The organism is Psychrobacter sp. CMS30 (genome assembly GCF_904846565.1).
Taxonomy (GTDB): domain Bacteria; phylum Pseudomonadota; class Gammaproteobacteria; order Pseudomonadales; family Moraxellaceae; genus Psychrobacter; species Psychrobacter maritimus.
The window spans coordinates 135,777-158,389 of the sequence record NZ_CAJHBF010000002.1; the positions used below are offsets into that span (position 1 = coordinate 135,777).

At 42.5% G+C, this 22,613-nt stretch carries 28 protein-coding genes; 4 read left to right on the forward strand and 24 right to left on the reverse strand.

Translation table 11 applies throughout. From position 1 onward, the window contains the following. Positions 1-116: 116 nt before the first annotated feature. From ilvC to JMX94_RS01590, 3 genes are all read right to left on the reverse strand, one after another. Entirely contained in the window at positions 117-1,133 is a 1,017-nt protein-coding gene (gene ilvC, locus JMX94_RS01580; RefSeq protein WP_201562628.1) for a ketol-acid reductoisomerase, read from the reverse strand. 171 nt (positions 1,134-1,304) lie between these two features. Further along, positions 1,305-1,793, reverse strand: a complete 489-nt coding sequence (gene ilvN / locus JMX94_RS01585; protein WP_201562630.1) for an acetolactate synthase small subunit — start codon at positions 1,791-1,793, stop codon at positions 1,305-1,307. After that, positions 1,793-3,625, reverse strand: coding sequence for an acetolactate synthase 3 large subunit (locus tag JMX94_RS01590; RefSeq protein ID WP_201562782.1), 1,833 nt, complete (start codon positions 3,623-3,625; stop codon positions 1,793-1,795). Before JMX94_RS01590 ends, ilvN begins: the two co-directional genes overlap by 1 nt. 845 nt (positions 3,626-4,470) lie before the next feature. On the opposite strand from JMX94_RS01590, the gene JMX94_RS01595 reads away from it, so the two are divergent. Then, positions 4,471-4,971, forward strand: coding sequence for a DUF4124 domain-containing protein (locus JMX94_RS01595; protein WP_201562632.1), 501 nt, complete (start codon positions 4,471-4,473; stop codon positions 4,969-4,971). Between the two features lie 70 nt (positions 4,972-5,041). Here JMX94_RS01595 and JMX94_RS01600 read toward each other — a convergent pair whose 3' ends face one another. Further along, positions 5,042-6,829, reverse strand: coding sequence for an NAD(P)H-hydrate dehydratase (locus JMX94_RS01600; RefSeq protein ID WP_201562634.1), 1,788 nt, complete (start codon positions 6,827-6,829; stop codon positions 5,042-5,044). Between the two features lie 194 nt (positions 6,830-7,023). Here JMX94_RS01600 and queG point away from each other — a divergent pair, with 194 nt between their 5' ends. Then, positions 7,024-8,265: a tRNA epoxyqueuosine(34) reductase QueG gene (gene queG, locus JMX94_RS01605; protein WP_201562636.1), complete on the forward strand. Its 1,242-nt coding sequence runs from the start codon at positions 7,024-7,026 to the stop codon at positions 8,263-8,265. Positions 8,266-8,383: 118 nt separating this feature from the next. Here queG and lysM read toward each other — a convergent pair whose 3' ends face one another. From lysM to JMX94_RS01635, 6 genes are all read right to left on the reverse strand, one after another. Next, complete coding sequence (lysM, locus tag JMX94_RS01610; RefSeq protein ID WP_201562638.1) at positions 8,384-8,893, reverse strand: peptidoglycan-binding protein LysM; 510 nt, start codon at positions 8,891-8,893, stop codon at positions 8,384-8,386. 342 nt (positions 8,894-9,235) lie between these two features. Continuing rightward, positions 9,236-9,472 (reverse strand): acyl carrier protein, encoded by a 237-nt coding sequence (gene acpP, locus JMX94_RS01615; protein ID WP_025652201.1) that lies wholly within the window; start codon positions 9,470-9,472, stop codon positions 9,236-9,238. 283 nt (positions 9,473-9,755) lie between these two features. Continuing rightward, on the reverse strand, positions 9,756-10,490 hold the full coding sequence (gene fabG, locus JMX94_RS01620) for a 3-oxoacyl-ACP reductase FabG (RefSeq protein ID WP_265088596.1): 735 nt from the start codon (positions 10,488-10,490) through the stop codon (positions 9,756-9,758). After that, a complete protein-coding gene (gene fabD, locus JMX94_RS01625; protein WP_201562642.1) occupies positions 10,481-11,449 on the reverse strand; it encodes an ACP S-malonyltransferase in 969 nt (322 codons plus the stop codon). The genes fabG and fabD overlap by 10 nt, the downstream gene beginning before the upstream one ends. 397 nt (positions 11,450-11,846) lie before the next feature. Further along, on the reverse strand, positions 11,847-12,029 hold the full coding sequence (rpmF, locus tag JMX94_RS01630) for a 50S ribosomal protein L32 (protein WP_079691010.1): 183 nt from the start codon (positions 12,027-12,029) through the stop codon (positions 11,847-11,849). 328 nt (positions 12,030-12,357) lie between these two features. Next, complete coding sequence (locus JMX94_RS01635; protein WP_201562644.1) at positions 12,358-12,951, reverse strand: DUF177 domain-containing protein; 594 nt, start codon at positions 12,949-12,951, stop codon at positions 12,358-12,360. A gap of 251 nt (positions 12,952-13,202) precedes the next feature. On the opposite strand from JMX94_RS01635, the gene JMX94_RS01640 reads away from it, so the two are divergent. Continuing rightward, positions 13,203-13,946: an elongation factor P hydroxylase gene (locus tag JMX94_RS01640; RefSeq protein WP_201562646.1), complete on the forward strand. Its 744-nt coding sequence runs from the start codon at positions 13,203-13,205 to the stop codon at positions 13,944-13,946. Positions 13,947-14,230: 284 nt separating this feature from the next. After that, complete coding sequence (locus JMX94_RS01645) at positions 14,231-14,851, forward strand: L-threonylcarbamoyladenylate synthase (RefSeq protein WP_201562647.1); 621 nt, start codon at positions 14,231-14,233, stop codon at positions 14,849-14,851. An 84-nt stretch (positions 14,852-14,935) separates the two neighbouring features. Here JMX94_RS01645 and rplQ read toward each other — a convergent pair whose 3' ends face one another. The 14 genes from rplQ to rpsN form a co-directional block, all read right to left on the reverse strand. After that, positions 14,936-15,295, reverse strand: a complete 360-nt coding sequence (rplQ, locus tag JMX94_RS01650) for a 50S ribosomal protein L17 (protein WP_183621142.1) — start codon at positions 15,293-15,295, stop codon at positions 14,936-14,938. 19 nt (positions 15,296-15,314) lie between these two features. Further along, positions 15,315-16,322, reverse strand: a complete 1,008-nt coding sequence (locus JMX94_RS01655) for a DNA-directed RNA polymerase subunit alpha (RefSeq protein WP_068408445.1) — start codon at positions 16,320-16,322, stop codon at positions 15,315-15,317. An 81-nt stretch (positions 16,323-16,403) separates the two neighbouring features. Beyond that, positions 16,404-17,045 carry a 30S ribosomal protein S4 gene (gene rpsD / locus JMX94_RS01660; RefSeq protein WP_011279807.1) on the reverse strand — a complete coding sequence of 214 codons (642 nt, stop codon included), beginning with the start codon at positions 17,043-17,045 and terminating at the stop codon, positions 16,404-16,406. Positions 17,046-17,093: 48 nt separating this feature from the next. Continuing rightward, entirely contained in the window at positions 17,094-17,483 is a 390-nt protein-coding gene (gene rpsK / locus JMX94_RS01665) for a 30S ribosomal protein S11 (protein ID WP_010196728.1), read from the reverse strand. Positions 17,484-17,503: 20 nt separating this feature from the next. After that, positions 17,504-17,860, reverse strand: coding sequence for a 30S ribosomal protein S13 (rpsM, locus tag JMX94_RS01670; protein ID WP_021813384.1), 357 nt, complete (start codon positions 17,858-17,860; stop codon positions 17,504-17,506). A 254-nt stretch (positions 17,861-18,114) separates the two neighbouring features. Beyond that, positions 18,115-18,231 carry a 50S ribosomal protein L36 gene (gene rpmJ, locus JMX94_RS01675; protein ID WP_010196721.1) on the reverse strand — a complete coding sequence of 39 codons (117 nt, stop codon included), beginning with the start codon at positions 18,229-18,231 and terminating at the stop codon, positions 18,115-18,117. Between the two features lie 32 nt (positions 18,232-18,263). After that, positions 18,264-19,595, reverse strand: coding sequence for a preprotein translocase subunit SecY (secY, locus tag JMX94_RS01680; RefSeq protein WP_183621185.1), 1,332 nt, complete (start codon positions 19,593-19,595; stop codon positions 18,264-18,266). Between the two features lie 19 nt (positions 19,596-19,614). Then, on the reverse strand, positions 19,615-20,055 hold the full coding sequence (rplO, locus tag JMX94_RS01685) for a 50S ribosomal protein L15 (protein WP_068034621.1): 441 nt from the start codon (positions 20,053-20,055) through the stop codon (positions 19,615-19,617). After that, the gene (gene rpmD, locus JMX94_RS01690) at positions 20,055-20,234 is read right to left on the reverse strand and encodes a 50S ribosomal protein L30 (RefSeq protein WP_068408453.1); all 180 of its coding nucleotides are present in this window, start codon (positions 20,232-20,234) and stop codon (positions 20,055-20,057) included. Before rpmD ends, rplO begins: the two co-directional genes overlap by 1 nt. Before the next feature lie 20 nt (positions 20,235-20,254). Continuing rightward, positions 20,255-20,770, reverse strand: coding sequence for a 30S ribosomal protein S5 (rpsE, locus tag JMX94_RS01695; protein ID WP_010196711.1), 516 nt, complete (start codon positions 20,768-20,770; stop codon positions 20,255-20,257). 2 nt (positions 20,771-20,772) lie between these two features. Then, complete coding sequence (rplR, locus tag JMX94_RS01700; protein WP_149490924.1) at positions 20,773-21,123, reverse strand: 50S ribosomal protein L18; 351 nt, start codon at positions 21,121-21,123, stop codon at positions 20,773-20,775. 11 nt (positions 21,124-21,134) lie between these two features. Then, positions 21,135-21,668, reverse strand: coding sequence for a 50S ribosomal protein L6 (rplF, locus tag JMX94_RS01705; protein ID WP_183621140.1), 534 nt, complete (start codon positions 21,666-21,668; stop codon positions 21,135-21,137). A 224-nt stretch (positions 21,669-21,892) separates the two neighbouring features. Beyond that, on the reverse strand, positions 21,893-22,291 hold the full coding sequence (gene rpsH, locus JMX94_RS01710) for a 30S ribosomal protein S8 (RefSeq protein ID WP_201562649.1): 399 nt from the start codon (positions 22,289-22,291) through the stop codon (positions 21,893-21,895). A gap of 11 nt (positions 22,292-22,302) precedes the next feature. Then, complete coding sequence (gene rpsN / locus JMX94_RS01715; protein WP_011279798.1) at positions 22,303-22,608, reverse strand: 30S ribosomal protein S14; 306 nt, start codon at positions 22,606-22,608, stop codon at positions 22,303-22,305. Between the last annotated feature and the right edge of the window lie 5 nt (positions 22,609-22,613).

Sequence of the window (22,613 nt, forward strand, 5' to 3'; positions counted from 1 at the left end):
GAAAACCTTACTTAGCTTATTGAAATAATAGCCATTAAAAAACCCGTGCCATCAAGTGATAGCACGGGTTTTAAATTCTAGATGAGCGATTAATTACCTAATCGCTCACTAGCCAATTAGTTTTTGTCTTTATCGATGATTTTGTTGCCGCCAATCCAAGGCATCATGCCGCGCAATTTAGCACCAGTCACTTCAATTTGATGCTCAGCGTTGTTACGACGACGTGCCGTCATTGATGGATAGTTGGTTGCGCCTTCACTGATGAACATTTTTGCGTATTCGCCAGATTGGATGCGTTTTAGCGCATTACGCATGGCTTCACGTGATTGCTCATTGATGACTTCAGGACCAGTCACATATTCGCCGTATTCAGCGTTGTTACTGATTGAGTAGTTCATGTCAGCGATACCGCCTTCATACATGAGGTCTACGATAAGCTTAAGCTCATGTAAGCACTCAAAGTAAGCCATTTCTGGTGCGTAGCCTGCTTCTGTTAGGGTTTCAAAGCCCATTTTAACTAGCTCAACAGCGCCGCCACAAAGAACCGCTTGCTCACCAAATAAGTCAGTTTCAGTTTCATCTTTAAACGTGGTTTCGATGATACCTGAACGACCACCACCAACACCAGCAGCATAAGACAAGGCTAGTTGCTTAGCTTGACCTGATGCATCTTGGTAGATAGCGATCAAATCTGGAATACCGCCGCCTTTGGTAAATTCTGAGCGTACAGTATGGCCTGGTGCTTTAGGCGCAACCATAATAACGTCAAGATCGCTACGTGGAACGACTTGGTTGTAATGAATCGCAAAACCATGAGCGAAAGCCAATGTTGCACCTTCTTTGATATTTGGTTCAATCTCATTTTGATAGAGCTCTTTTTGGAACTCATCAGGTGTCAAAATCATGATGACGTCAGCAGCTTTTACCGCTTCTTCTACTTCCGCAACTTTTAGACCAGCGTTTTCCGCTTTTTTCCATGAGCCAGAGTTGGCACGTAGACCAACGGTCACATCGACGTCTGAATCTTGTAGGTTAAGTGCGTGTGCATGGCCTTGTGAACCGTAACCGATAATAGCAACTTTTTTGCCTTGAATAATCGATAGATCACAGTCTTTGTCATAATAAACGTTCATAAGTAGAGTCCTTTTCCTCAATCATGGCGGGCCATGGATAAATAAACGCCTAGATTACAGTCACTGTCGTAAAGTGATTTGCTATATAAGCGCTATGTTAAGTGTTGAATAAATAAGTTTAAAATACCAAGCTTAAAACCGTATATTTTGCAATAAACGCTGATTATAAGCTTAGCGTTTTTCGCCGCGTGCAATACCAATCACACCCGAACGCACGACTTCCATGATACGTTCGCGGCCAATCACATCGATAAAGCCGTCAAGCTTGGCTTTATCACCGACGATTTGAATGGTATAAAGGTTTGAATTTACATCAACGATTTGTGCGCGGAAAATATCGGCACTGCGTTTAATCTCTTCACGTACACCGCCTGTCGCTCGTACTTTGATTAGCATAAGCTCGCGTTCAACGTGTACATTATCTGATAGATTAAGCACTTTAACCACTTCAATCAATTTATGCAATTGCTTGGTGATTTGTTCAATTTTTTCAGGTGAGGTAATCGTTGTTAACGTTAAGCGAGAAATACTCGGATCGTCTGTTGGCGCAACGTTCAAAGTTTCGATGTTGTAGCCACGTTGAGAGAACAAACCAACCACTCGCGACAACGAACCCGCTTCGTTTTCCATCAATACCGAAATCAGATGTTGTTGTTGCATTAGGTACGCTCCCCTTTTGTTAACCACATATCACGCATCGCTTGCCCAGCGATTTGCATCGGATATACATGCTCGTTACGATCGACATAAACGTCGATAAATACCAATTTATCTGTCATGGCCATGGCTTCCGCCAACTGTGCTTCCATAGTCGCAGGATCAGTAATTTTAATACCGACGTGACCATAGCTTTCGGCCAATTTGACAAAATCCGGTAATGAATTCATATAAGACTGTGCGTGACGACCTTCATACAGCATGTCTTGCCACTGTTTTACCATACCTAACTGGGCGTTATTTAGGTTTAAGATTTTAACTGGCAAATTATACTGTAGGCAGGTTGAGAGCTCTTGGATATTCATCTGAATAGAGCCTTCACCGGTAATACAAACCACGTCGCGCTCAGGGTTAGCAAGCTTCGCCGCCATTGCGTATGGCAGGCCAACGCCCATGGTACCAAGACCACCTGAGTTTAGCCATTGACGCGGCTCATTGTAGGTATAGTAAAGCGCCGCAAACATCTGATGCTGACCGACGTCACTGGTGATAATCGCGTTACTATTAGTCACTTTATCTAAAGCTTGCACGACCGCTTGTGGCTTAATGCCATTGTCAGTACTGGTGTCATAACGCAGGCCATGACGCTTACGCCACTCGTTAATTTGTGACCACCAATCTAACAGTGCATGTTGCTCTAGCTCTTTATCATCACCGACAATCTCTATGATATCGGTAAGGACAGATTTGACATCGCCCACGATCGGAATATGCGCATTAATCGTTTTTGAAATAGACGTAGGATCAATATCAATATGAATAATCGTCGCATTCGGACAGAATTTTTTGACATTATTGGTTACGCGATCATCAAAACGCGCCCCAATTGCCAAAATGACGTCAGCATGATGCATGGTCATATTGGCTTCGTACGTGCCATGCATACCAAGCATTCCTAAGAACTGACTATCAGAGCCAGGAAAGGCACCCAAGCCCATTAGGGTATTGGTTACTGGTAAATTCAAGCGATGCGCAAGATGAGTCAGCTCTTTATGTGCATTACCTAAAACTACCCCGCCACCAGAGTAAATGATCGGGCGCTTAGCAGCAAGCAGCGTTTCAACCGCTTTTTTAATCTGACCACTATGACCTTTTAATGACGGCTGATATGAGCGTATAAATACCTCTTTCGGATATTCATAAGCAAATTTCTCGCTAGGCGCGGTCATGTCTTTTGGCACATCGATGACCACAGGACCGGGGCGACCAGACTGGGCAATATAAAAGGCTTTTTTGACAATCATAGGGATTTCGCTAGCATGGCGCACTTGAAAGCTATGCTTCACGATAGGACGCGATACACCAACCATATCGGTTTCTTGGAAGGCATCTTCACCGATTAGGCTACTAGGTACCTGACCTGCGATGACCACCATCGGCACAGAATCCATAAAGGCGGTGGCAATAGCCGTCACCGTGTTGGTAGCGCCCGGACCTGAAGTCGCTAAGACTACTCCTGTCTGCCCTGTTACTCGCGAATAAGCATCTGCCATATGACCGGCTGCTTGCTCATGACGTACTAAAATATGCTCGATATTCTCTTGTTGAAACAAGGCGTCATAAATATGCAGAACAGCACCGCCTGGGTAGCCAAAAATATATTTGACCCCTTCATCGGTGAGTGATTGTACCAACATCTCAGCGCCAGATAGCATCACAGGCTGATCGCTACCTTCAGCAAGGCGTTGTTGCTTCTCTTCAAAATTTTTGGCGGCATTACCCGTTTGGGTATGTCCAGTCATATTTGGACTTTGCGTGGTTTGCGTCACTGTCATCACCTTTTTTTGTGGCAAGTATTAGCGTTCATTTATAAGAGAAAACCACGATATTTACATAAGGTTGTCTGGCTCTTAAAATAAATACGAATCCTTGTCCATATCAAGAATGTGTGCCCACCATATCTAAGTAACGCTGTTTTATAAGACAGCAAGCCACTCAAACACAGCAATATATGTAAGGTCAGTATTGTGACAGGAGTTTATCGATAGACAAGTGACAAGATGCGAATGCATCTATAAAAGAAGCTTATTATTTGTGATGAATACGAGCTTACGCTAGTAATAAATAAATCGATAGCGCATGAAAAAACAAATCTCAAAATGGTGACACGTTATAGGATCGCTAAATCATATAACCTGTTTGATGAGTAATTGTTATAACCACACATTATGCCCTATTTTTACCACAGCCAAATCTTAGCAAACACACTAATAATAAGTTTATCTTAGTCATTGTAGACGGATAAGTCCGGAGACAATAAATATAGCATCTGATAACCATTGCGATAATGACCATCTATTTTATATTCTTGTCACAAAGAAAATACAGCTAAGCGAGCTACTGATAAGCAACCGCTAGTCCTTATTTTCAAGTGCCACGGCAATATCATAAAAGCCGCTCACTGACCAATCAACTGCTATTATATTCGGTGGTTTGGGCACCATTGTCAAGAAAAACTTCTAAACCCTAACCCTAACTATTAGTTATTAAATAATGTACATTTATAAGTATTATTTGCTAGAATCAAACGCTAATGTATTTATATTGTTATTAAGACGTTTAAATATTATCCTTAACTGATAAATATATCCGTTTTTTACCTATTAAGAGGATTGTTACCATGGCATATGCGTCTACGATAAATACCGCTGCCAAACTGCTTATGAGTATCAGCACGGCGTGTATGCTCATGCTACCAATCAATGCCAGTCATGCCATTCAGGTTTATAAGTCTATCGGCGCGCATGGTGAGGTGAAATATAGCCAACATGCTCCGCAAGATGGTAGAAATATCGAAGTTATTGAATTTCGTAGTGATGGTAGACAAAGTAACGCTGGGCAATTAGCCGGTAAAACTGAAGCCAACCAAGCGGCACCGCAAAGCGCAGAAGAACAGCGGGTTGCGCAGTTAGAGGCGCGTATCAAAGAGCAAGAGGCGCAGGCCAATGCCCAGCGTTGCCAGTCATTACGTAACAATTTGACCAACCTCAATGTTGGCGGACGTATTTATGAGATGGATGCCAATGGTAAGCGTCAATATTTAGATGGCCGTGAAATTGAGCTAAAGCGTGAGCGTGTACAGCAAGCGATCAATCAATATTGTAATGGTGCTAAAACCTAGTTTTAATTATTTTTTCAAGAATTTTAATGACGCTCTATTTAACGCTTATCAATAATGACTGAGTTATTAATTATTCAGTCAGCAATTGCATAACATGACGAATAGCAGCGGGCATATCTTGCGCTTGTAAGCCTCGTTGACCGACCAATAATGACCTATCATTATTGGTCATACTGTTTAATTTCCCCATTTGTTTGACTAAGCAGTCTCCTGCCAATCCATGAAGAAGCACCGCTTGGTGCAAACTACTCGCTGCTTCGTTTAAATCTTCTTGAGCTAGTAGACCTGCAATCACACCTGATAGCACATCGCCCATGCCAGCGCTTGCCATGCCAGCATTACCGACGCCGCAAACATAAACATGATGTTCCGCTTTACCTTGTTCCAAAATTAACGACCCGGCGCCTTTTAACACCCAATCTCCTCCATACGTTTCGGCACACTGCTTTATCGCTGCTAACCTATCAGCTTCTACCTCACTAATCTTTTTATTTAATAACTTAGCCGCTTCACCACTATGCGGGGTGAAACAAACCTGATGCTTAGCGCTATGCTCTTTTAGCTGTGTGATTAATTGATGCTCATCGAGATGTAATGCTGCCAAATGATAAAGACCATCAGCATCAATGATTATCGGCTTACCTTCTCTTATCGCAGCTTCAATATAAGTGATAAACACTGCTTTTGCTTTTTGATCACGGCCCAGTCCCATACCGATAGCAACCACACTGGCTTCCTTGATAAGGTTCTTTACCCCATCGGTATCATGTAAATTCATCGTCATTGCATCTGGCAGTGAGGTTAATAGCGCCCCATGAAATGCCTCGTGACAGGCGACAGTAATTTTACCAGCCCCTGTTGCCATCGCACTCGAGGCCGAAAGGATAGCGGCGCCGCCCATCCCTTGGGAGCCATCAATACGATTACCACCAATGATTAATACATGTCCATAGCTACCTTTATAACTGTTTTGCCGACGAGGATTTAAAGCATGCGCAGTCGTCATTAATTTGGCAACTGGCTTAGATCCCTCACTACCCATTTGATACGGTATCAGCGGTATATCCATCACTTCTCCGCTATAATCCATACCATCTTTAGTATGCAAACCAAATTTACGCGCAATTAAGCATAGCGTCGCATCAGCTTGCACCGCTATTTGGTCGAATACTTGACCCGTAGAAGCAACCAATCCGCTGGGAATATCAACCGCAATCGCCAAAGCACTATCATCCTGAATAGCAGCATTAAAAGCGCAAATTGCCTGCTTATAAATACCTGTAGGCGCACGATCTAAACCAATACCGAATAGCGCATCGATATAAACATCCGCTTGCCACTGCTTATTTACTTTCTTATTGTTATTGTTACTGTCATTATAATTACTGTCTGCAAAGCACTGATAAGAACAGTTAGTAGACAACGCTATCTGTAGCGCCTTTTCTGCATCCGATAGCGCACTTTCCTTATTAAGATATTGCGTTGTATTAGCTATCTCAAACTCATGACTATCAAAACCAACGGCTATGACCTCTACTTGCCAGCCCATTTGCTGCAAATAATAAGCAATCATCCAACCGTCGCCACCGTTATTCCCCTTGCCTACCCAAATGCTGACTCGATGCGAATAAGCAGGACGATTGTAAAAATTAATATTATCTGATTCATAAATATTGATGGATTTTTGCTCATACAGCGCTGCAATATACTGTGCCATTTGCCATGCCGCTTGTTTCATCAGTCCAAAACCATCATGACCGTCGGCAAACCATGCCTGCTCCATAGCATAGAGTTGTTCACTGTTATATAACGCAATAGGCATAGTGCTATTTACTAATAAATTGACTGGTACTGGCATGGCTGATTCTCGCTTATTTCTATTTAATAGCTTTATTATTTTAATAATAGGACGACGTATCATCCCTATGAGCTTATTCAAATGTTAGGTTCGATTAGATATCAGTATAAATCCAGATTTATTTATTTTGCTACTTGCGCTCTTAGCTCACTGGCTTATCATACAGCTATTCACATTATCATTTATAGCTCACTATGAATAGCAAATCCCAACCTACTCAGTCTCAGTCAATACAGCCAGACACACAGGCGTTAGCAGCGCAGACGACTACGCCCAATCATGTACGACAAACAAAAATTGATGTTAGTAACGCAGCGACCTTTGCAACGCCAGCTGAGGTAAAGCAATGGATTAAAGCCCAAGCCCAAGCTCTAGGCTTTGCTGACTGTGGTTTTTTATCGGTGCATCATCCTTTATTTGTTCAGCAGACTGAGCGACTACAGCAATGGCTAGCTAAAGGTTATGAGGGGCAGTTGCAGTTTATGCATAATAACCATCATTTGCGTGCCCATCCCGAACAGCTGGTAGAAGGCGCGAAAACCATCATCAGCGTACGCATGGATTATTTAACCCAAACTCCCACACCGCGAGCGGTCACTGATAATACTTATCCCAATCAAGGTATCATCGCCCGTTATGCTCGAGGTCGCGATTATCATAAGACAATGCGTAGTCGCCTTAAGCAATTGGCATTAAAAATCGAAGCCATGCTTCCTGAATGGCAGCATCTTAATATCGGCTCAGAGCAAGATTTTATTTTTAGACCTTTTAGTGATTCTGCTCCTATCTTTGAGCGTCCTATTGCCGACGCAGCGGGTCTTGGTTGGACGGGCAAACATACCCTACTCATCAACAAGCAAGCTGGCTCATTTTTTGTATTAGGCGAGCTGTTTATGAGCCTCGAGCTGCCCGATGATGAGCCAGTCAAAGAGCATTGTGGCAGCTGCAGCGCTTGTATCGACATCTGCCCTACCCAAGCGATTATCGCACCCTACGAGCTTAATGCTTCTGCCTGTATCTCTTATCTCACCATTGAGCACGATGGCATTATAGACACCAAATATCGCCGCGCCATTGGTAATCGTATCTTTGGCTGTGATGACTGTCAGCTTATTTGCCCATGGAATCGCTACGCCAACCTGACATCGGTAGAGGACTTTGCTCCGAGGCACAATCTTGATAGCAGCAGTTTGCTTGAGCTATGGCAATGGCAGGAAGCAGAGTTTATGAAGAAGACCGAAGGTAGCCCACTGAGACGCACGGGTTACGTGAATTTTTTACGTAATATTGCCATTGCTCTTGGCAATGCGAATGGTAGCGTAGAAATAACTTTTCAACTTCAGCAAAAACTGGGCATCCATAATGCCATGCTAGATGAGCATATTACTTGGGCTATCAAAGAGCAGCAGGAAAAATCAGAAAGTTCTAAGCCATAACTTCTATAGCAAATATACCAAAAAAAAATGCCTCTTATTTTAGTAAGAGGCATTTTTATTAGCGTGTAACTTTAAATATTTATGTTTAAAAGTCTATCTTTTAATATTCAAAATCATCTTATGGCTTAGGGATACGTAATACTTGACCAGGATAAATCTTATCTGGCTCAGAAAGCATCGGCTTATTGGCTTCGAAAATTTTCATATAATCGTTCGCTGAACCATAAACGTCTTTTGCAATTTTAGATAAGCTATCACCAGATTTTACCGTATACATAGTAGATTCAGGTGCATCTTCTTCGATATCGATATTATCGATGACTTTAGCAACGTTTTGCACGTTACCGATAGCAATAATGGCTTTTTCACGGTCTGCCTGTGTTTTCGCTTTACCACTGATTTCAGCAGTATCGGTTGAGCCGTTGTATTTGATTTTTAAATCGCTGATATTCAGGTTTTGTTGCTGAATACGACGCAGTAAAATATTGGCAACAGACTGAGCTGATGGCTCACTGCTTTGTACTGGGGTGTTGGCATCCGCTTTGGTTTCTGCTTTAGCGTCATGCTTGGCATCATCACGGTTAAAGATTTTATCACCGATATCTTTTGCAAAACTGAACATACCCATATAACTGCTCCTTAAAATACTATTAATTATTATGCATGGTTATTTTTACGATGATAACGCCTAGCGGTTACCATCCTTTTTTGCTTACCATTATGAGTATAAGCAAAGGTATCAGCGATGAATAGTAATAGTATGTTGAGTAATGTTGATTTGGCGTAGCTTATGTTAATGTAATCGTTAATGGTAACGAGTAATGTATAAAAGCTATTACGCCAAATTAAGAAAGACAATAATAAATAGATAGACGATACCTATAAAAAGTAGGCAAGAAAAAATAAGCAAAAAAAACCGCTTATCTATCAAGATAAACGGTCATATCAAACGGTTTAAGCTAATCGCTAATTATAGCTGCGCTTGCACGTAATCAATTGCTTTTTGAACTGTGGTTAGTTCTGCTGAATCTTCATCAGGAATAGTGATGCCAAAATCGCTTTCAAATGACATAACCAATTCAACTAGGTCTAATGAATCAGCGCCTAAGTCTTCCATAAATGATGCATCGTTGTTGATGTCTTCAACATTCATACCCAATTGTTCTGCTACTGCCGCTTTAACTCTTAGCTCGGTATCATTACTCATGTAGATTTCTCCTTTTTGATCTATTATTTTGACAAATTGCTATAGTCCCGTATTGGGCACTATAGCATTATATATAAAATGGGATGTTCAGATTAATATGGCTGTCTGAGTGCACTATAACCAATTATACGTTTTGACTAATGTCTGGTAAAGCCTTGCTATCATACAGGGCTTTGACAAAAAAGTATCCGTCATTATAGCACCCTTTATTATAGTTTACACTCGTTCACACAGTTTTTTATTATAAGTATGTAACGCTTCATTAGAATAATAAATTCTAATGCTACATATACATGCCACCATTAACTGGAATAATCGCACCGGTGATATAACTGGCTTCATCACTTGCTAAGAATGAGACCGCTGCGGCGATATCTTCTGGCTGACCAAGGCGGCTAATCGGCACCGCATCGAGCATTGAATTGAGTAAACGCTCATCAAGCTCATCGGTCATGTCTGTTTCAATCAAACCCGGAGCGACACAGTTAATGGTCACTTGTCTTGAGCCAATCTCGCGCGCCAGCGTACGGCTAAAACCTTCTACACCAGCTTTGGTCGCAGCATAGTTAGATTGGCCCGCATTGCCCATTTGGGCGACGACAGAGGTGATATTGATGATACGACCACGGCGCGCTTTCATCATACCGCGTACCGCACGTTTGCTCATACGATAAACTGAGGTTAAATTGGTATCAAGCACATTGTCCCAATCTTCATCTTTCATGCGCATCAATAAGCCATCTTGGGTAATACCGGCGTTATTGACCAATACTTGTACCGCGCCATAGACGCTTTCAATCTCTTCAAACAGCTTATCAATCTGTGCGGTATCACGTACGTCTAATACTCGACCAATACCGCCGCTATCGTGTAAATAATCATCAATAAGCGCCGCGCCTTTTTCTGTGGTCGCGGTGCCAATGACAAAATGGCCTTCTTTGGCAAAACGTTTGGCAACGGCTTTGCCAATACCGCGGCTAGCACCGGTCACTAATGTAATCGTACGGCTCATGATAATACCTCCATTAACTTATCTAGACGGGCGGGCTTGTCGGTAGGATAGCTCGCAACAGGATGCGCTTGACGCTTGGCCAAATTGCTCAGGACATTACCACTGCCACACTCGATTAAAATATTAATTTGTTTATCCGACAGCTCTTGCATGGTTTTTGACCATAGGACAGGTTCACTTAACTGCTCGGTCAATGCCTGCTTGATGCCCGTGGCACTGGTTTCGACCCGTGCATGACGGTTTTGAATCACAGGAATAGTCGCTTGATCAAACTGAATAGCCGCTAGCTCTTCTGCCAAGGCACTGCTTGCAGGTTCCATAAGGGCACAATGCGATGGCACACTGACCTTTAATGGAATGGCTTTTTTGCCAGTATTTTGAACTTTATCAATGACGGCGTTGACGCCTGCGGCATTACCTGAAACCACCACTTGTCCGGGACTGTTAAAGTTTGCTGCCCCGACAATGGCATCATCAACATGCTCGGTAGCTTGTTCACACAAGTTCTCAACCCGGTGGTCTTCTAGACCTAGTACGGCTGCCATTGCGGTATCAATACCAACCACCGCCTCTTGCATCAATTGGCCACGCTTATGTACCAGCTTGACGGCATCAGCAAGCGTTATCACACCAGCCGCACACAGGGCGCTATATTCCCCTAAAGAATGACCTGCTAGGTAACAAGGCTTGTCTTTTATTTTTTGTTGTAAAATGCGCCAAACAGCGATACTAGCGGTCAATAAAGCGGGCTGTGTGTATTGGGTTTGATTAAGCTTGTCTTCGTCCTGACAAATTTCCCATAAATCTTCACCAAGCGCCGTACTCGCCTCAGCAAAGGTATCACGAATCTCAGGATAGGTTTCAGCAAGCTCACTCAGCATTCCGACGACTTGCGAGCCTTGTCCTGGGAACATGACTGCGATGCGAGTGGGTTGTTTCTTTATCATATCGGGTACAGAGGCCATAACCAATATTCCTTATTTAATTGGAAATACCCCTAAATTAATGGGGTGCATTATAGAGTTAGAAAATAATTAGAAGATTTATGATATAAAGTGATGGCTATCATTATTCCTTTAAGACAGCTAACGGTGGTTAAACTATACACTGACGCAGGCCATTAGCATAGCTGCCAACAAGCCAATGGCGTAAAACGGTTTATTTATAATATTTACTACTTAAAATGAATTACTGTTAAAAAACGAATAACAAAAAGCCAAGTTATCTAGCTACATAATATATGATAGCGAAATAACTTGGCTTTCGTTTGCTTAAACTGCTTGCCCAATAATAACTGTGTAAAATCATAGATAGTTATCGGAACTATCATCATTTTGCATCAACCATCAATTAGCAAATAACTTAAGCGTCTTGACTAACTTTAAACAACTGGCGACCACGATAGAAACCATCTTTAGTCATGTGATGACGGCGATGTTTTTCACCAGTGGTGGCGTCGATGCTTAACTCAGCGATTTCCATACGATGATGTGAACGGCGCATGTCACGACGAGAACGACTTTTACGACTTTTTTGAACAGCCATGATATAGCTCCTATACTTAAAAGGGATAAGCTTGAAATTCAGCTTTAATCGATACTGACAGAGGCTATATAATCACAACAACCTAAGTCTTACGCATCATTAGTTAAATAGATTGCCACACGTATTAAAGTGCTGACTACGTCTAAAATCTATAGTTCGTTTGCAAGGTCAGCTTCTCTCTGCCAGCGGCAGGTTGCTAGAATGCAATAAACGGGACATTATACGCATGTTTCGCGAATTAATAAAGCCCTGCTTTCCACTCTTCTGCAGAAAGCTGATAAAAGGTATAAAGCCGCCATTAATTTTGCCCATACTGCAAACTATACGACTACAACTTACCTTTTAACGAAGCTAGCGCCGCAAAAGGATTTTCATTTTCTTCTTCTTCTGGTATCTCACCAAACTGCTCAACACTCATCTCGCAATCATCATGCTTTGGTGCCATCGGTGTTTTCAATAAAATCTCATCTTCGACCAGTTTTTTAAGCGGTAATAAACGCTCAGGAGCCGGCTCAGTGATAATTTCATCAAGCAATAAATAATCCTGCTCTTCACCGACCAAGCGTACTTGGCTTTCATTATCGAGCAATGCGATATCATAATCATCGGTCAAATCAATCGCAATCGGTTGCAAACAACGCTGGCAAGTTAACCATATCTCACCGGTTAAGGTAAAAGAGAGATGCAGAACATTATTACGGCGATAAAGATTGGCTTTAATCTCAAGCTCTGACTGCAGATGCTCAGTCGTCAGTAAGGCATTAAGACGATCAAAAGAGCGCGGTGCGACTTGCCCTACCCATTCAAAACCACTGTCTTCCCATTTACTTAAGGAGATATGTTCTGGCAGATTCGCTGACGTAGGGGCTGATGCTTTAACAGCCTGAAGCGCTGAGGGCTTGTTTGTTGGGGTGCTTGACATGCGCGGCCTCATTCATCAAAAACGGTGTATAATATTGCCTGCCATACTAACGGAAAGCGCTGATTAGCGCTAGCGCTAGTATGTTAAGATTTTTTGGCACTAACTTTAGTAATAGTTATAGCACTGGTTTTGATGCTAATTGTTGTACACTAATTTTCGCAAAAGGTTTGCCCCTTGCTTTGTTTTATCGGCGTGACTCTATTGTGCCTGTATAAAGCGCCATAAACCTCTTACTTGGTTACTATTTTAATATGATATCGCCTGTGGTTGATCCTGATTTTTCTCACTTACTTTCTGCGCCTGACGCCAAACGTTTACTAAAACGTCTTCGGGCATTGGACAATCAAAAACCCAATGATAATATTCAAATAAAACCGCAGCTAAAATCACTGGCGGAGCAATGGCAGCAGATTATCTATGCTCAACATACAAAACCCTTTCCTGACAAGCCAATCATAGATGCACAAAGTGCAAATATCTCTAATGATAAAAATGAAGAAGCAGCGACTGATTGGCTGATAAGTTTATTCAATACCTTGTTTGCGGAGCAGCATGTTATCTTAGTACGCGGCGCGGGCGAACCAGAGTATTTTCCTGCCAAAGACAATCAGCCAGCACGTATTGAATTTGCCCATGGTTTCTTTCAAAGTGCATTGCATGAATGTAGTCACTGGAGCCTCACTGGTAGCGAGCGTAGAAGCTTGAGCGACTTTGGCTACTGGTATGCGCCTGATGGACGCACGGCAGCGCAGCAGCAGGCATTTGAGCGTGTAGAGATTAAACCACAGGCACTGGAGTGTTTGTTTAGCTTGGCTTGCGGGCGTAATTTTCAAGTCTCACAGGACAATCTATTTGCAGACTTTGATACCAGCACTAGCACCTTTGCTTATGATGTCTATCAACAAGCCAAAGCTTATATTGCTGAGCCTCATACGCTACCGCGTGATGCCAAAACGTTATTGCAGGCATTATTGACTATCTGTACTGCTGCTTAGTTGCACAATACTGCTCACCTCATATTTGCTACTTATCAAAAATAATCCATTTTATAGCGTTAACGTTTCCCTACTCATAGTAACGCCGTGCCAATAAACTTATATTTGCTTTGCGCTATACTGGATAGGTAGTTTTAATTTTTTCTATAATTAATAATTTATTAGCATAGTTAGTCAGAAAAAAGTCTGATATTAAAATTGTTCGATTCAATCATGATGGATTAAATCTTTTATATTAAAAATCCCATATCAAATAATCTATAATTATAAAATAAGGAACGATTATGCAAGTATTCTACATTCATCCAGAGAATCCACAGCCGCGACTTATTGAACAAGCGGCGGATTTATTACGCAGTGATCAGCTGCTTATCTACCCTACCGATACCAGTTATGCCTTTGGTTGCCGGCTAGGTGCCAAAGATGCGCTAGAAAAACTCAAGCAAATACGCGCGCTTGATGATAAGCATCAATTTACGCTGCTATGTCGTGACTTGAGTGAAATTGCCAATTATGCAAGCGTAGACAATGTGCAATTTAAACAGCTAAAAGCCCATACACCAGCACCGATTACATTTATCTTAAACGCTACCAAAGATGTGCCTAAGAAATTGGCGCATCCTAAGAAAAAAACCATCGGCATTCGAGTGCCGAGCAACCCTATTGCGCAGGCGCTGTTAGAAGCCATGGACGAACCTATTCTGACCAGCTCCTTAATACTACCCAATCGCGATGATATATTGGACGATCCCTTTGAGATCGAAGACTTACTGGGTAATCAAATAGATGGTTTGATAAATGCTGGTATTAAAACCACTAAGCTAACTACTATTGTTGATATGACCAGTGGCCAGCCCGAGGTTATTAGACAAGGTGCGGCTGATGTCAGCTCGCTATTGTTATAAATAAAAACTTTTATCAATAAAAAACGCATAAAAAAAAGCTCCAATTAATTGGAGCTTTTTTTATCTTACAATTAGCGTGTAAAATTAGTCACGATCAACCAGTTCTACATAAGCCATTGGCGCATTGTCACCATCACGGTAACCGCATTTTACGATACGCAAATAGCCACCTGGACGAGCTTGGTAACGAGGACCAAGAGTACCAAATAGTTTGCCTACCATAGCTTTGCTACGCATACGGCTGAATGCCAAACGACGGTTAGCAACGTTGTCTTCTTTAGCCATAGTGATTAATGGCTCAGCAACGCGACGTAACTCTTTTGCTTTTGGTAAAGTTGTTTTGATCAGTTCATGCTCAAATAATGAGTTGGTCATGTTCTGAAACATTGCCTTACGATGACTGCCGGTACGACCCAGCTTGACTCCACTCTTACGATGGCGCATAGTCAAAAATCCTTAAAGTTTAACGGCTACGATAAGAAAAGCGATCATCAACACGAAGGTCAGCTGGCGGCCAGTTATCTAGGCGCATACCAAGCTCCAAATCTTTAGACGCTAATACGTCCTTGATTTCCGTTAATGATTTCTTACCAAGATTTGGGGTTTTTAGTAGTTCAGTCTCTGAACGCTGTACCAAATCACCGATATAGTAAATGTTTTCAGCTTTCAAGCAGTTGGCTGAGCGAACCGTTAGTTCGAGATCGTCCACAGGGCGTAATAGCACCGGATCAACCTCTTCTTTTTCTTTCACAGGCTCAGGCGCTTCTTCAGCTTCTAGGTCAACAAAGATAGAAATCTGTTGTTGTAAAATAGTGGCTGCTTTACGAATTGCTTCTTCTGGATCTATAGTGCCATTAGTTTCAAGCTCAATGATAAGACGATCAAGATCGGTACGTTGTTCTACACGTGCGTTCTCAACCTGATAAGCAACACGAAGTACTGGACTAAAACTTGCATCAAGCTTTAAGCGTCCAATCGCTTTAGTGTCACCATCTTCACGGCGCTGGTTTGCTGGCTCATATCCACGACCCATTACTACGCGCAAACGCATCTTAAGATGACCACGATCGCTTAATGTGCCTAATACCAATTCTGGATTGATAATGTCAACATTATGCGGCAAGGTGATGTCTGCAGCAGTAATAGTGCCTGGACCTTGTTTATCCAAGGTCAAAAATACTTCATTTTGGTCATGAAGGGTAATTGCCAAGCCTTTTAAGTTCAAAAGCAAGTCAAGCACGTCTTCTTGTAGTCCTTCAAGCGTTGAGTATTCATGGTCAACACCATCAATCTCAGCTTCAATGACTGCAGCACCAGGTAATGAAGATAACAAGATGCGACGTAAGGCATTACCTAAGGTATGCCCAAAGCCGCGTTCTAACGGTTCGAGCGTGACTTTCGCAATCGTTTCATTAACCGTATCCACGTTAATGGCATTCGGCGTTAGAAACTCAGTTGCACTTAGCATCATGATGTCACCTCGATTTATTAAACTGGTTTAATTAACGTCAATTGCTCAATGCTATTTTCATAACATCGAGCATCACGTTACTTACTTAGAGTATAGCTCAACGATCAAGCTTTCGTTGATTTCAGCAGGTAGATCAATACGATCAGGCGCTTTCTTAAACGTGCCTTGTAGTTTGCTGTGGTCAACATCTAGCCATTCTGGAATACCACGTTGTGTCGCTAGTTCGATAGCGTTTTTAATACGTAGTTGTTCGCGAGACTTCTCTTGGATAGCGATGACATCACCATCTTGCAACTGAATTGATGGAATGTTCACACGAACAAACTCATCACGGCCAGCTTTTTTTACCATCACAGTGCGATGGCTAACTAGCTGACGTGCTTCAGCGCGAGTTGAGCCGAAGCCCATGCGATATACTACGTTATCAAGACGGCTCTCAAGCATTGCTAACAAGTTTTCACCAGTAGCACCACGCTTACGAGCAGCTTCTTTGTAGTAGTTTGCAAACTGACGCTCTAATACACCATAGATACGCTTAACTTTTTGTTTTTCACGTAACTGTAGAGAGTATTCTGAACTTTTATTACGGCTAACACCATGTTGACCAGGTGGACGAGCCGATTTTTTCGTTTTTACGTCGTATGGTTTAACACCAGACTTAAGGCCTAAGTCTGTACCTTCACGACGTGATAATTTGAGTTTTGGTCCAATATAACGGGCCATTGTTATGTCTCCTATAAGCTCTTATGATAAAAAGCTTCGTCTTTAATATTAGACGCGGCGCTTTTTCGGCGCACGGCAACCATTGTGTGGGATTGGGGTTACATCAGAGATGCTGTTGACTTTATAACCCAATGCACCTAGTGCTCTTACCGCAGACTCACGACCCGGTCCTGGTCCTTTGACCAAAACGTCGATATTCTTAACACCATATTCTTGAGCCGCTTTACCAGCGACTTCAGCTGCAACCTGAGCTGCAAATGGTGTAGATTTACGTGAACCACGGAAGCCTTGTCCACCTGAAGTGGCCCAAGCCAATGCATTACCCTGACGATCGGTAATCGTAACAATGGTGTTATTAAAAGACGCATGGATATGGGCAATGCCCTCCGATACTGAACGACGAGCCACCTTTTTGCGACTGCGAGTGTCTTTTGCCATCTTTTAGCTTCCTAAGTTAATTATCTTTTGAGAGGGCGTGTCGGACCCTTACGAGTACGAGCGTTGTTCTTGGTGTTCTGACCTCTAACTGGTAGGTTACGGCGATGGCGGATGCCACGGTAACAACCAAGATCAACCAAACGCTTGATATTCATTGACACTTCACGACGAAGATCACCTTCAGTCATGTAATTTGCAACTTGTGCACGGATAGCATCTAACTGTGTATCATCTAACTGACTAACTTTAGTAGTAGGGGCAATGCCAACTGCTTCTAAGATTTTCTGAGCAGTGGTACGACCTACACCAAATATGTAAGTTAGTGAAATAACAGCATGCTTATTATCCGGAATGTTTACGCCGGCAATACGAGCCATTGATTTCTCTCCATTAAAGAAAAATAAGCTTTATCTATAGATAAGGCGTTATTTTTCAGATTTGTTGCTGTCAATACTAAAGCTTTTATAATTATTATCGCTGTTTTGACTTGGTAACCAAGCCCATTCATTGACCATGTTATAAAAGATTTTGCATAAACTACGGCAAGTGGCGGATGATATCGCATCCGCCGTTATTTTTCAAGTATTAATTTAATTAGTAACTAAAGCTTAACACTTTAGAGTACTAAATATTAACCTTGACGTTGCTTGTGGCGAGGTTCTGCGGTACAAATAATATGTACACGGCCTTTACGGCGCACAACTTTACAGCTACCACAAATCTTCTTAACTGATGCTTGAACTTTCATAGCATACTCCTTTGAGATATCGTACCGCTCATTTAAGGTTGAGTGGGCGATTGAATTAACGTCTGATCATGATATTGATGGGTCATCAAATGCGCTTGGATTTGCGAGATGAAGTCCATCACCACAACCACCATAATCAGTAACGACGTACCACCAAGTTGGAACGGTACACCAAACGATGACTGGACGACCATTGGCATTAAACAAATAACCGTCATATACATCGCGCCAATAAAGGTCAGTCGGTTTAATACATGATCGAGGTAACGCTGAGTTTGTTGTCCGGGGCGAATACCTGGGATATACGCACCACTACGTTTAAGGTTCTCAGCAACTTCACGCGGACTAAATACCAATGCCGTATAGAAGTAACAGAAGAAAATAATCATTGCGCCAAACAGAACCAAATATAGCGGTTGCCCTGGAGACAACACCAATGCCATATTCTGTAATATCTTTTGCGTCAAGGTAGGATCAGCCGATTGACCAACCCACTGCCCTAAACTTGCAGGAAACAACAATAACGAGCTGGCAAAAATGGCCGGGATAACCCCTGCCATGTTCAGCTTCAACGGCAAGTGTGACTGCTGCTGAGCATATATCTTGCGGCCTTGTTGTTGCTTCTGTGCATAGTTCACTGGTACACGGCGCTGAGCACGTTCAATATAAACGATACCGGCAGTCACCGCGATGCCTAGCAATACAAAGATAAAGAGTACAATCAAGTTCATCTGCCCTTGATTGACCTGTTCGATAGACTGCGAAATCATACCTGGCGTACCAGCCACAATACTCGCAAAAATGAGCATTGAGATACCATTACCTACGCCGCGCTCTGTAATCTGCTCACCAAGCCACATTAAGAACATAGCACCAGCTACCAATGAGGTAACCGCTGGAATATAAAAGGTCAGACCAGAAGATAAGGTAAGATTTTGACTGATTAAGCCAGCACACATTCCTAATGACTGTACTAGCGCTAACGCAAGTGTGCCCTGACGGGTATACTTGTTTAGCTTACGTCGTCCCGCTTCACCTTCTTTTTTGAGGGCTTCAAGCGATGGCAATACTGCAGACATCATCTGTACAATAATCGATGCTGAAATATATGGCATGATGCCAAGCGCCATGATGGACATACGCTCTAGTGCACCACCTGAGAACATGTTAAACATACTCAAAATGGTATTTTCGTTGCGCGAAAACAGATCAGCCAAGTTAACCGGATTGATACCCGGCACTGGAATATGTGACCCTAAACGATAAACAATCAATGCGCCGATTAAGAATAATAAACGCGTCCATAATTCATCATACTTACGTATAAATGCAAATGGATTGAGCGGTATACCAGCCGATGACATTGATTGTTTTGACACGTTACTACTCCTCGATGCTACCACCAGCAGCTTCGATTGCTTGCTTGGCGCCTTTAGTCACTTTGATACCTTTAAAGGTATAAGCTTTAGTAACTTCGCCTGACAACATAATACGAGCGCGCTTCATGTCATGACGGATAAGATTAGCAGCTTTTAATGTTTCAATGCTAACCACATCGCCTTCGATTTTGTTCAGTTCAGACAGACGAACTTCAGCAGTCGTCATGGCCATTTTACTGGTAAAACCAAATTTTGGTAGACGGCGATATAAAGGCATTTGACCACCTTCAAATCCTGAGCGAATGCTAGAACCTGAACGAGATTTCTGACCTTTTACACCACGACCACCAGTCTTACCAAGACCTGAACCGATACCGCGACCACGACGTTGGGCAGTTTTCTTTGCGCCAACACCTGGTGATAATTCATTTAATCTAAGTCCCATTACGCTTCCTCCACTTTTACCATGTAGTTGACGCGATTGACCATACCACGTGTTGAAGGAGTATCTTCTACTTCAACAGTATGACCAATACGGCGTAAACCCAATCCTTTCAAGCTCGCTTTGTGGCTCTTGAGGCGATGGGCACCCGATTTAAATTGAGTGACTTTCATTTTTTTCATCGTAACTCACCTAGTCTAAGTTAACCCAAGATTTCGTCTACAGATTTACCACGTTTCGCTGCCATCTTTTCTGGAGTTGACATATCACGTAAACCATTGAACGTTGCGCGAACAACGTTAGCGGTATTGGTAGAACCATAACATTTAGTCAAAACATCTTTGACACCAGCAACTTCTAATACAGCACGCATTGCGCCACCAGCGATTACGCCAGTACCTTCAGATGCAGGTTGCATATAAACTTTACTAGCACCATGACGTGCTTTGATTGGATGATACAAAGTTGCATCATTTAGCTCAACAGTAATCATATTACGTTTGGCGGCTTCTAGTGCTTTTTGAATAGCAGCTGGCACTTCACGTGCTTTACCGCGACCAAAACCAACACGACCATTGCCATCACCAACTACAGTTAGCGCGGTGAAAGAGAAAATACGACCACCTTTAACAACTTTTGCAACGCGATCAACGGTAACTAAGCGTTCTACTAGACCGTCAGTCTGTTCATTTTTATCATTTTTATCATTTCTAGCCATGATTAAAACTCCAATCCGTTTTCGCGAGCAGCTTCAGCTAAAGCTTTAACTCGACCATGATATTTAAAACCACTACGGTCAAAGGCAACTTTAGTGATACCAGCTGCTTTTGCGCGTTCTGCGATCAATTGGCCCACAGACGTCGCTGCATCAGCGTTACCAGTCGCGCCTGAACGCAAACTGCTGTCTAAGGTAGATGCCTGAGCAATCACTTCACCACCGTTCGGAGAGATAATCTGGGCATAAATGTGTTTCGGCGTACGGTTAACCGTTAGACGATGAACGCCCAAGAAACGGATATGTGCGCGGGTTTTCTTAGCTCGACGTAGACGAGCTGCTTTTTTATCAAACATTTCAACTCACCTTATTTTTTCTTGGCTTCTTTGCGAATCACATGCTCGTCACTATAACGAATACCTTTACCTTTGTAAGGCTCTGGTGGGCGGAAAGCGCGGATATTAGCCGCTGCTTGACCAAGCTGCTGCTTATTGTTTGATTTCAAAACAATTTCAGTTTGCGTTGGTGTTTCAGCCGATACACCTTCAGGTAACGTATATTCTACTGGATGTGAGTAACCAACGTTTAGCGTTACTTTATTACCAGTAGCTTGAGCACGATAACCAACACCAATTAGTTGAAGACGTCTTTCGAAGCCTTCATTAACGCCTGTAACATAGTTGTTAAGCAGCGCGCGCATGGTGCCAGTGTGCATCATGGCTTCTTTTGAATCGACTGTAGGTGAGAAAATGATTGCATCATCTTCCTGTTTCAGCTCGACCAAATCATGCAGGCGTAAAGACAAATTGCCGTTCTTGCCTTTAACTTCGACCTGCCGATCGTTCAAAGTAACGCTTACGCCGTTTGGCAGCGTCACTGGGGCTTTAGCCACACGAGACATAGGAATATTCCTTAAAAAATTAACTTCTTTATATTAGCGAAAAAACTAACAGGCTAAAAAGCCTGCTAGTTTAGCATAATTGTTCCCAATAAACATCATTCAATTTTATCAATATCAAATGCTTAGCGTTCTTTGAGCTTCGTTAATTCTATACAGAGTTATCATCAGCTCAAAGGGGTTCAAGTAGACTTTATCGTCTCATTACCCATAGCAACAATTGCTAATTAGGCAACGAATGCAACGACTTCACCACCGATACCAGCAGCGCGTGCAGCACGATCGCTCATGATACCTTGGCTAGTTGATACGATAGCAACACCCATACCTTGTTTAACAGTAGGGATAGCGTCTTTACCGCGATGCTGGCGTAAACCAGGACGGCTAAAACGTTGAATCGTTTCGATAACAGCTTTACCTTCGAAGTATTTCAATTCGATAGATAAAGTTGCTTTGTTGTTGTCTTCTTCAGTAACAACAGCGCTAGCTACATAACCTTCACTAACCAATAAGTCAGCGATTGATTTACGTAGTTTAGAGCTCGGCATTGCTACCGATACTTTATTGGCCATTTGTGCGTTACGAATACGGGTTAGCATATCCCCAACGGTATCTTGCATACTCATATAGTTACTCCTTACCAGCTTGCTTTACGAACACCAGGCACATCGCCTTGCATGACACGCTCACGCAGCATATTGCGTGATAAGCCAAACTTGCGGAAGTAACCGTGAGGACGACCTGTGATAGCACAACGATTGCGCAGACGTACTGGTGATGCGTTACGTGGTAGAGCTTGTAGCTCTAACATCGCTTCCATACGAGTTTCGTCACTTGCAGTCATATCACTGATAGTTTCTTTTAGCTTGATACGCTTGTCAGCGTACTTAGCAACCATTTTTTCGCGCTTTAATTCGCGGTTAATCATGCTCTTCTTTGCCATAACGT

Coding starts and splice junctions, on each gene's coding strand:
- ilvC (WP_201562628.1), bottom strand. CDS start 1,133: ATGAACGTTTATTATGACAAAGACTGTGATCTATCGATTATTCAAGGC.
- ilvN (WP_201562630.1), bottom strand. CDS start 1,793: ATGCAACAACAACATCTGATTTCGGTATTGATGGAAAACGAAGCGGGT.
- JMX94_RS01590 (WP_201562782.1), bottom strand. CDS start 3,625: ATGACAGTGACGCAAACCACGCAAAGTCCAAATATGACTGGACATACC.
- JMX94_RS01595 (WP_201562632.1), top strand. CDS start 4,471: ATGGCATATGCGTCTACGATAAATACCGCTGCCAAACTGCTTATGAGT.
- JMX94_RS01600 (WP_201562634.1), bottom strand. CDS start 6,829: ATGCCAGTACCAGTCAATTTATTAGTAAATAGCACTATGCCTATTGCG.
- queG (WP_201562636.1), top strand. CDS start 7,024: ATGAATAGCAAATCCCAACCTACTCAGTCTCAGTCAATACAGCCAGAC.
- lysM (WP_201562638.1), bottom strand. CDS start 8,893: ATGGGTATGTTCAGTTTTGCAAAAGATATCGGTGATAAAATCTTTAAC.
- acpP (WP_025652201.1), bottom strand. CDS start 9,472: ATGAGTAATGATACCGAGCTAAGAGTTAAAGCGGCAGTAGCAGAACAA.
- fabD (WP_201562642.1), bottom strand. CDS start 11,449: ATGGCCTCTGTACCCGATATGATAAAGAAACAACCCACTCGCATCGCA.
- rpmF (WP_079691010.1), bottom strand. CDS start 12,029: ATGGCTGTTCAAAAAAGTCGTAAAAGTCGTTCTCGTCGTGACATGCGC.
- JMX94_RS01635 (WP_201562644.1), bottom strand. CDS start 12,951: ATGTCAAGCACCCCAACAAACAAGCCCTCAGCGCTTCAGGCTGTTAAA.
- JMX94_RS01640 (WP_201562646.1), top strand. CDS start 13,203: ATGATATCGCCTGTGGTTGATCCTGATTTTTCTCACTTACTTTCTGCG.
- JMX94_RS01645 (WP_201562647.1), top strand. CDS start 14,231: ATGCAAGTATTCTACATTCATCCAGAGAATCCACAGCCGCGACTTATT.
- rplQ (WP_183621142.1), bottom strand. CDS start 15,295: ATGCGCCATCGTAAGAGTGGAGTCAAGCTGGGTCGTACCGGCAGTCAT.
- JMX94_RS01655 (WP_068408445.1), bottom strand. CDS start 16,322: ATGATGCTAAGTGCAACTGAGTTTCTAACGCCGAATGCCATTAACGTG.
- rpsD (WP_011279807.1), bottom strand. CDS start 17,045: ATGGCCCGTTATATTGGACCAAAACTCAAATTATCACGTCGTGAAGGT.
- rpsK (WP_010196728.1), bottom strand. CDS start 17,483: ATGGCAAAAGACACTCGCAGTCGCAAAAAGGTGGCTCGTCGTTCAGTA.
- rpsM (WP_021813384.1), bottom strand. CDS start 17,860: ATGGCTCGTATTGCCGGCGTAAACATTCCGGATAATAAGCATGCTGTT.
- rpmJ (WP_010196721.1), bottom strand. CDS start 18,231: ATGAAAGTTCAAGCATCAGTTAAGAAGATTTGTGGTAGCTGTAAAGTT.
- secY (WP_183621185.1), bottom strand. CDS start 19,595: ATGTCATCGGCTGGTATACCGCTCAATCCATTTGCATTTATACGTAAG.
- rplO (WP_068034621.1), bottom strand. CDS start 20,055: ATGGGACTTAGATTAAATGAATTATCACCAGGTGTTGGCGCAAAGAAA.
- rpmD (WP_068408453.1), bottom strand. CDS start 20,234: ATGAAAAAAATGAAAGTCACTCAATTTAAATCGGGTGCCCATCGCCTC.
- rpsE (WP_010196711.1), bottom strand. CDS start 20,770: ATGGCTAGAAATGATAAAAATGATAAAAATGAACAGACTGACGGTCTA.
- rplR (WP_149490924.1), bottom strand. CDS start 21,123: ATGTTTGATAAAAAAGCAGCTCGTCTACGTCGAGCTAAGAAAACCCGC.
- rplF (WP_183621140.1), bottom strand. CDS start 21,668: ATGTCTCGTGTGGCTAAAGCCCCAGTGACGCTGCCAAACGGCGTAAGC.
- rpsH (WP_201562649.1), bottom strand. CDS start 22,291: ATGAGTATGCAAGATACCGTTGGGGATATGCTAACCCGTATTCGTAAC.
- rpsN (WP_011279798.1), bottom strand. CDS start 22,608: ATGGCAAAGAAGAGCATGATTAACCGCGAATTAAAGCGCGAAAAAATG.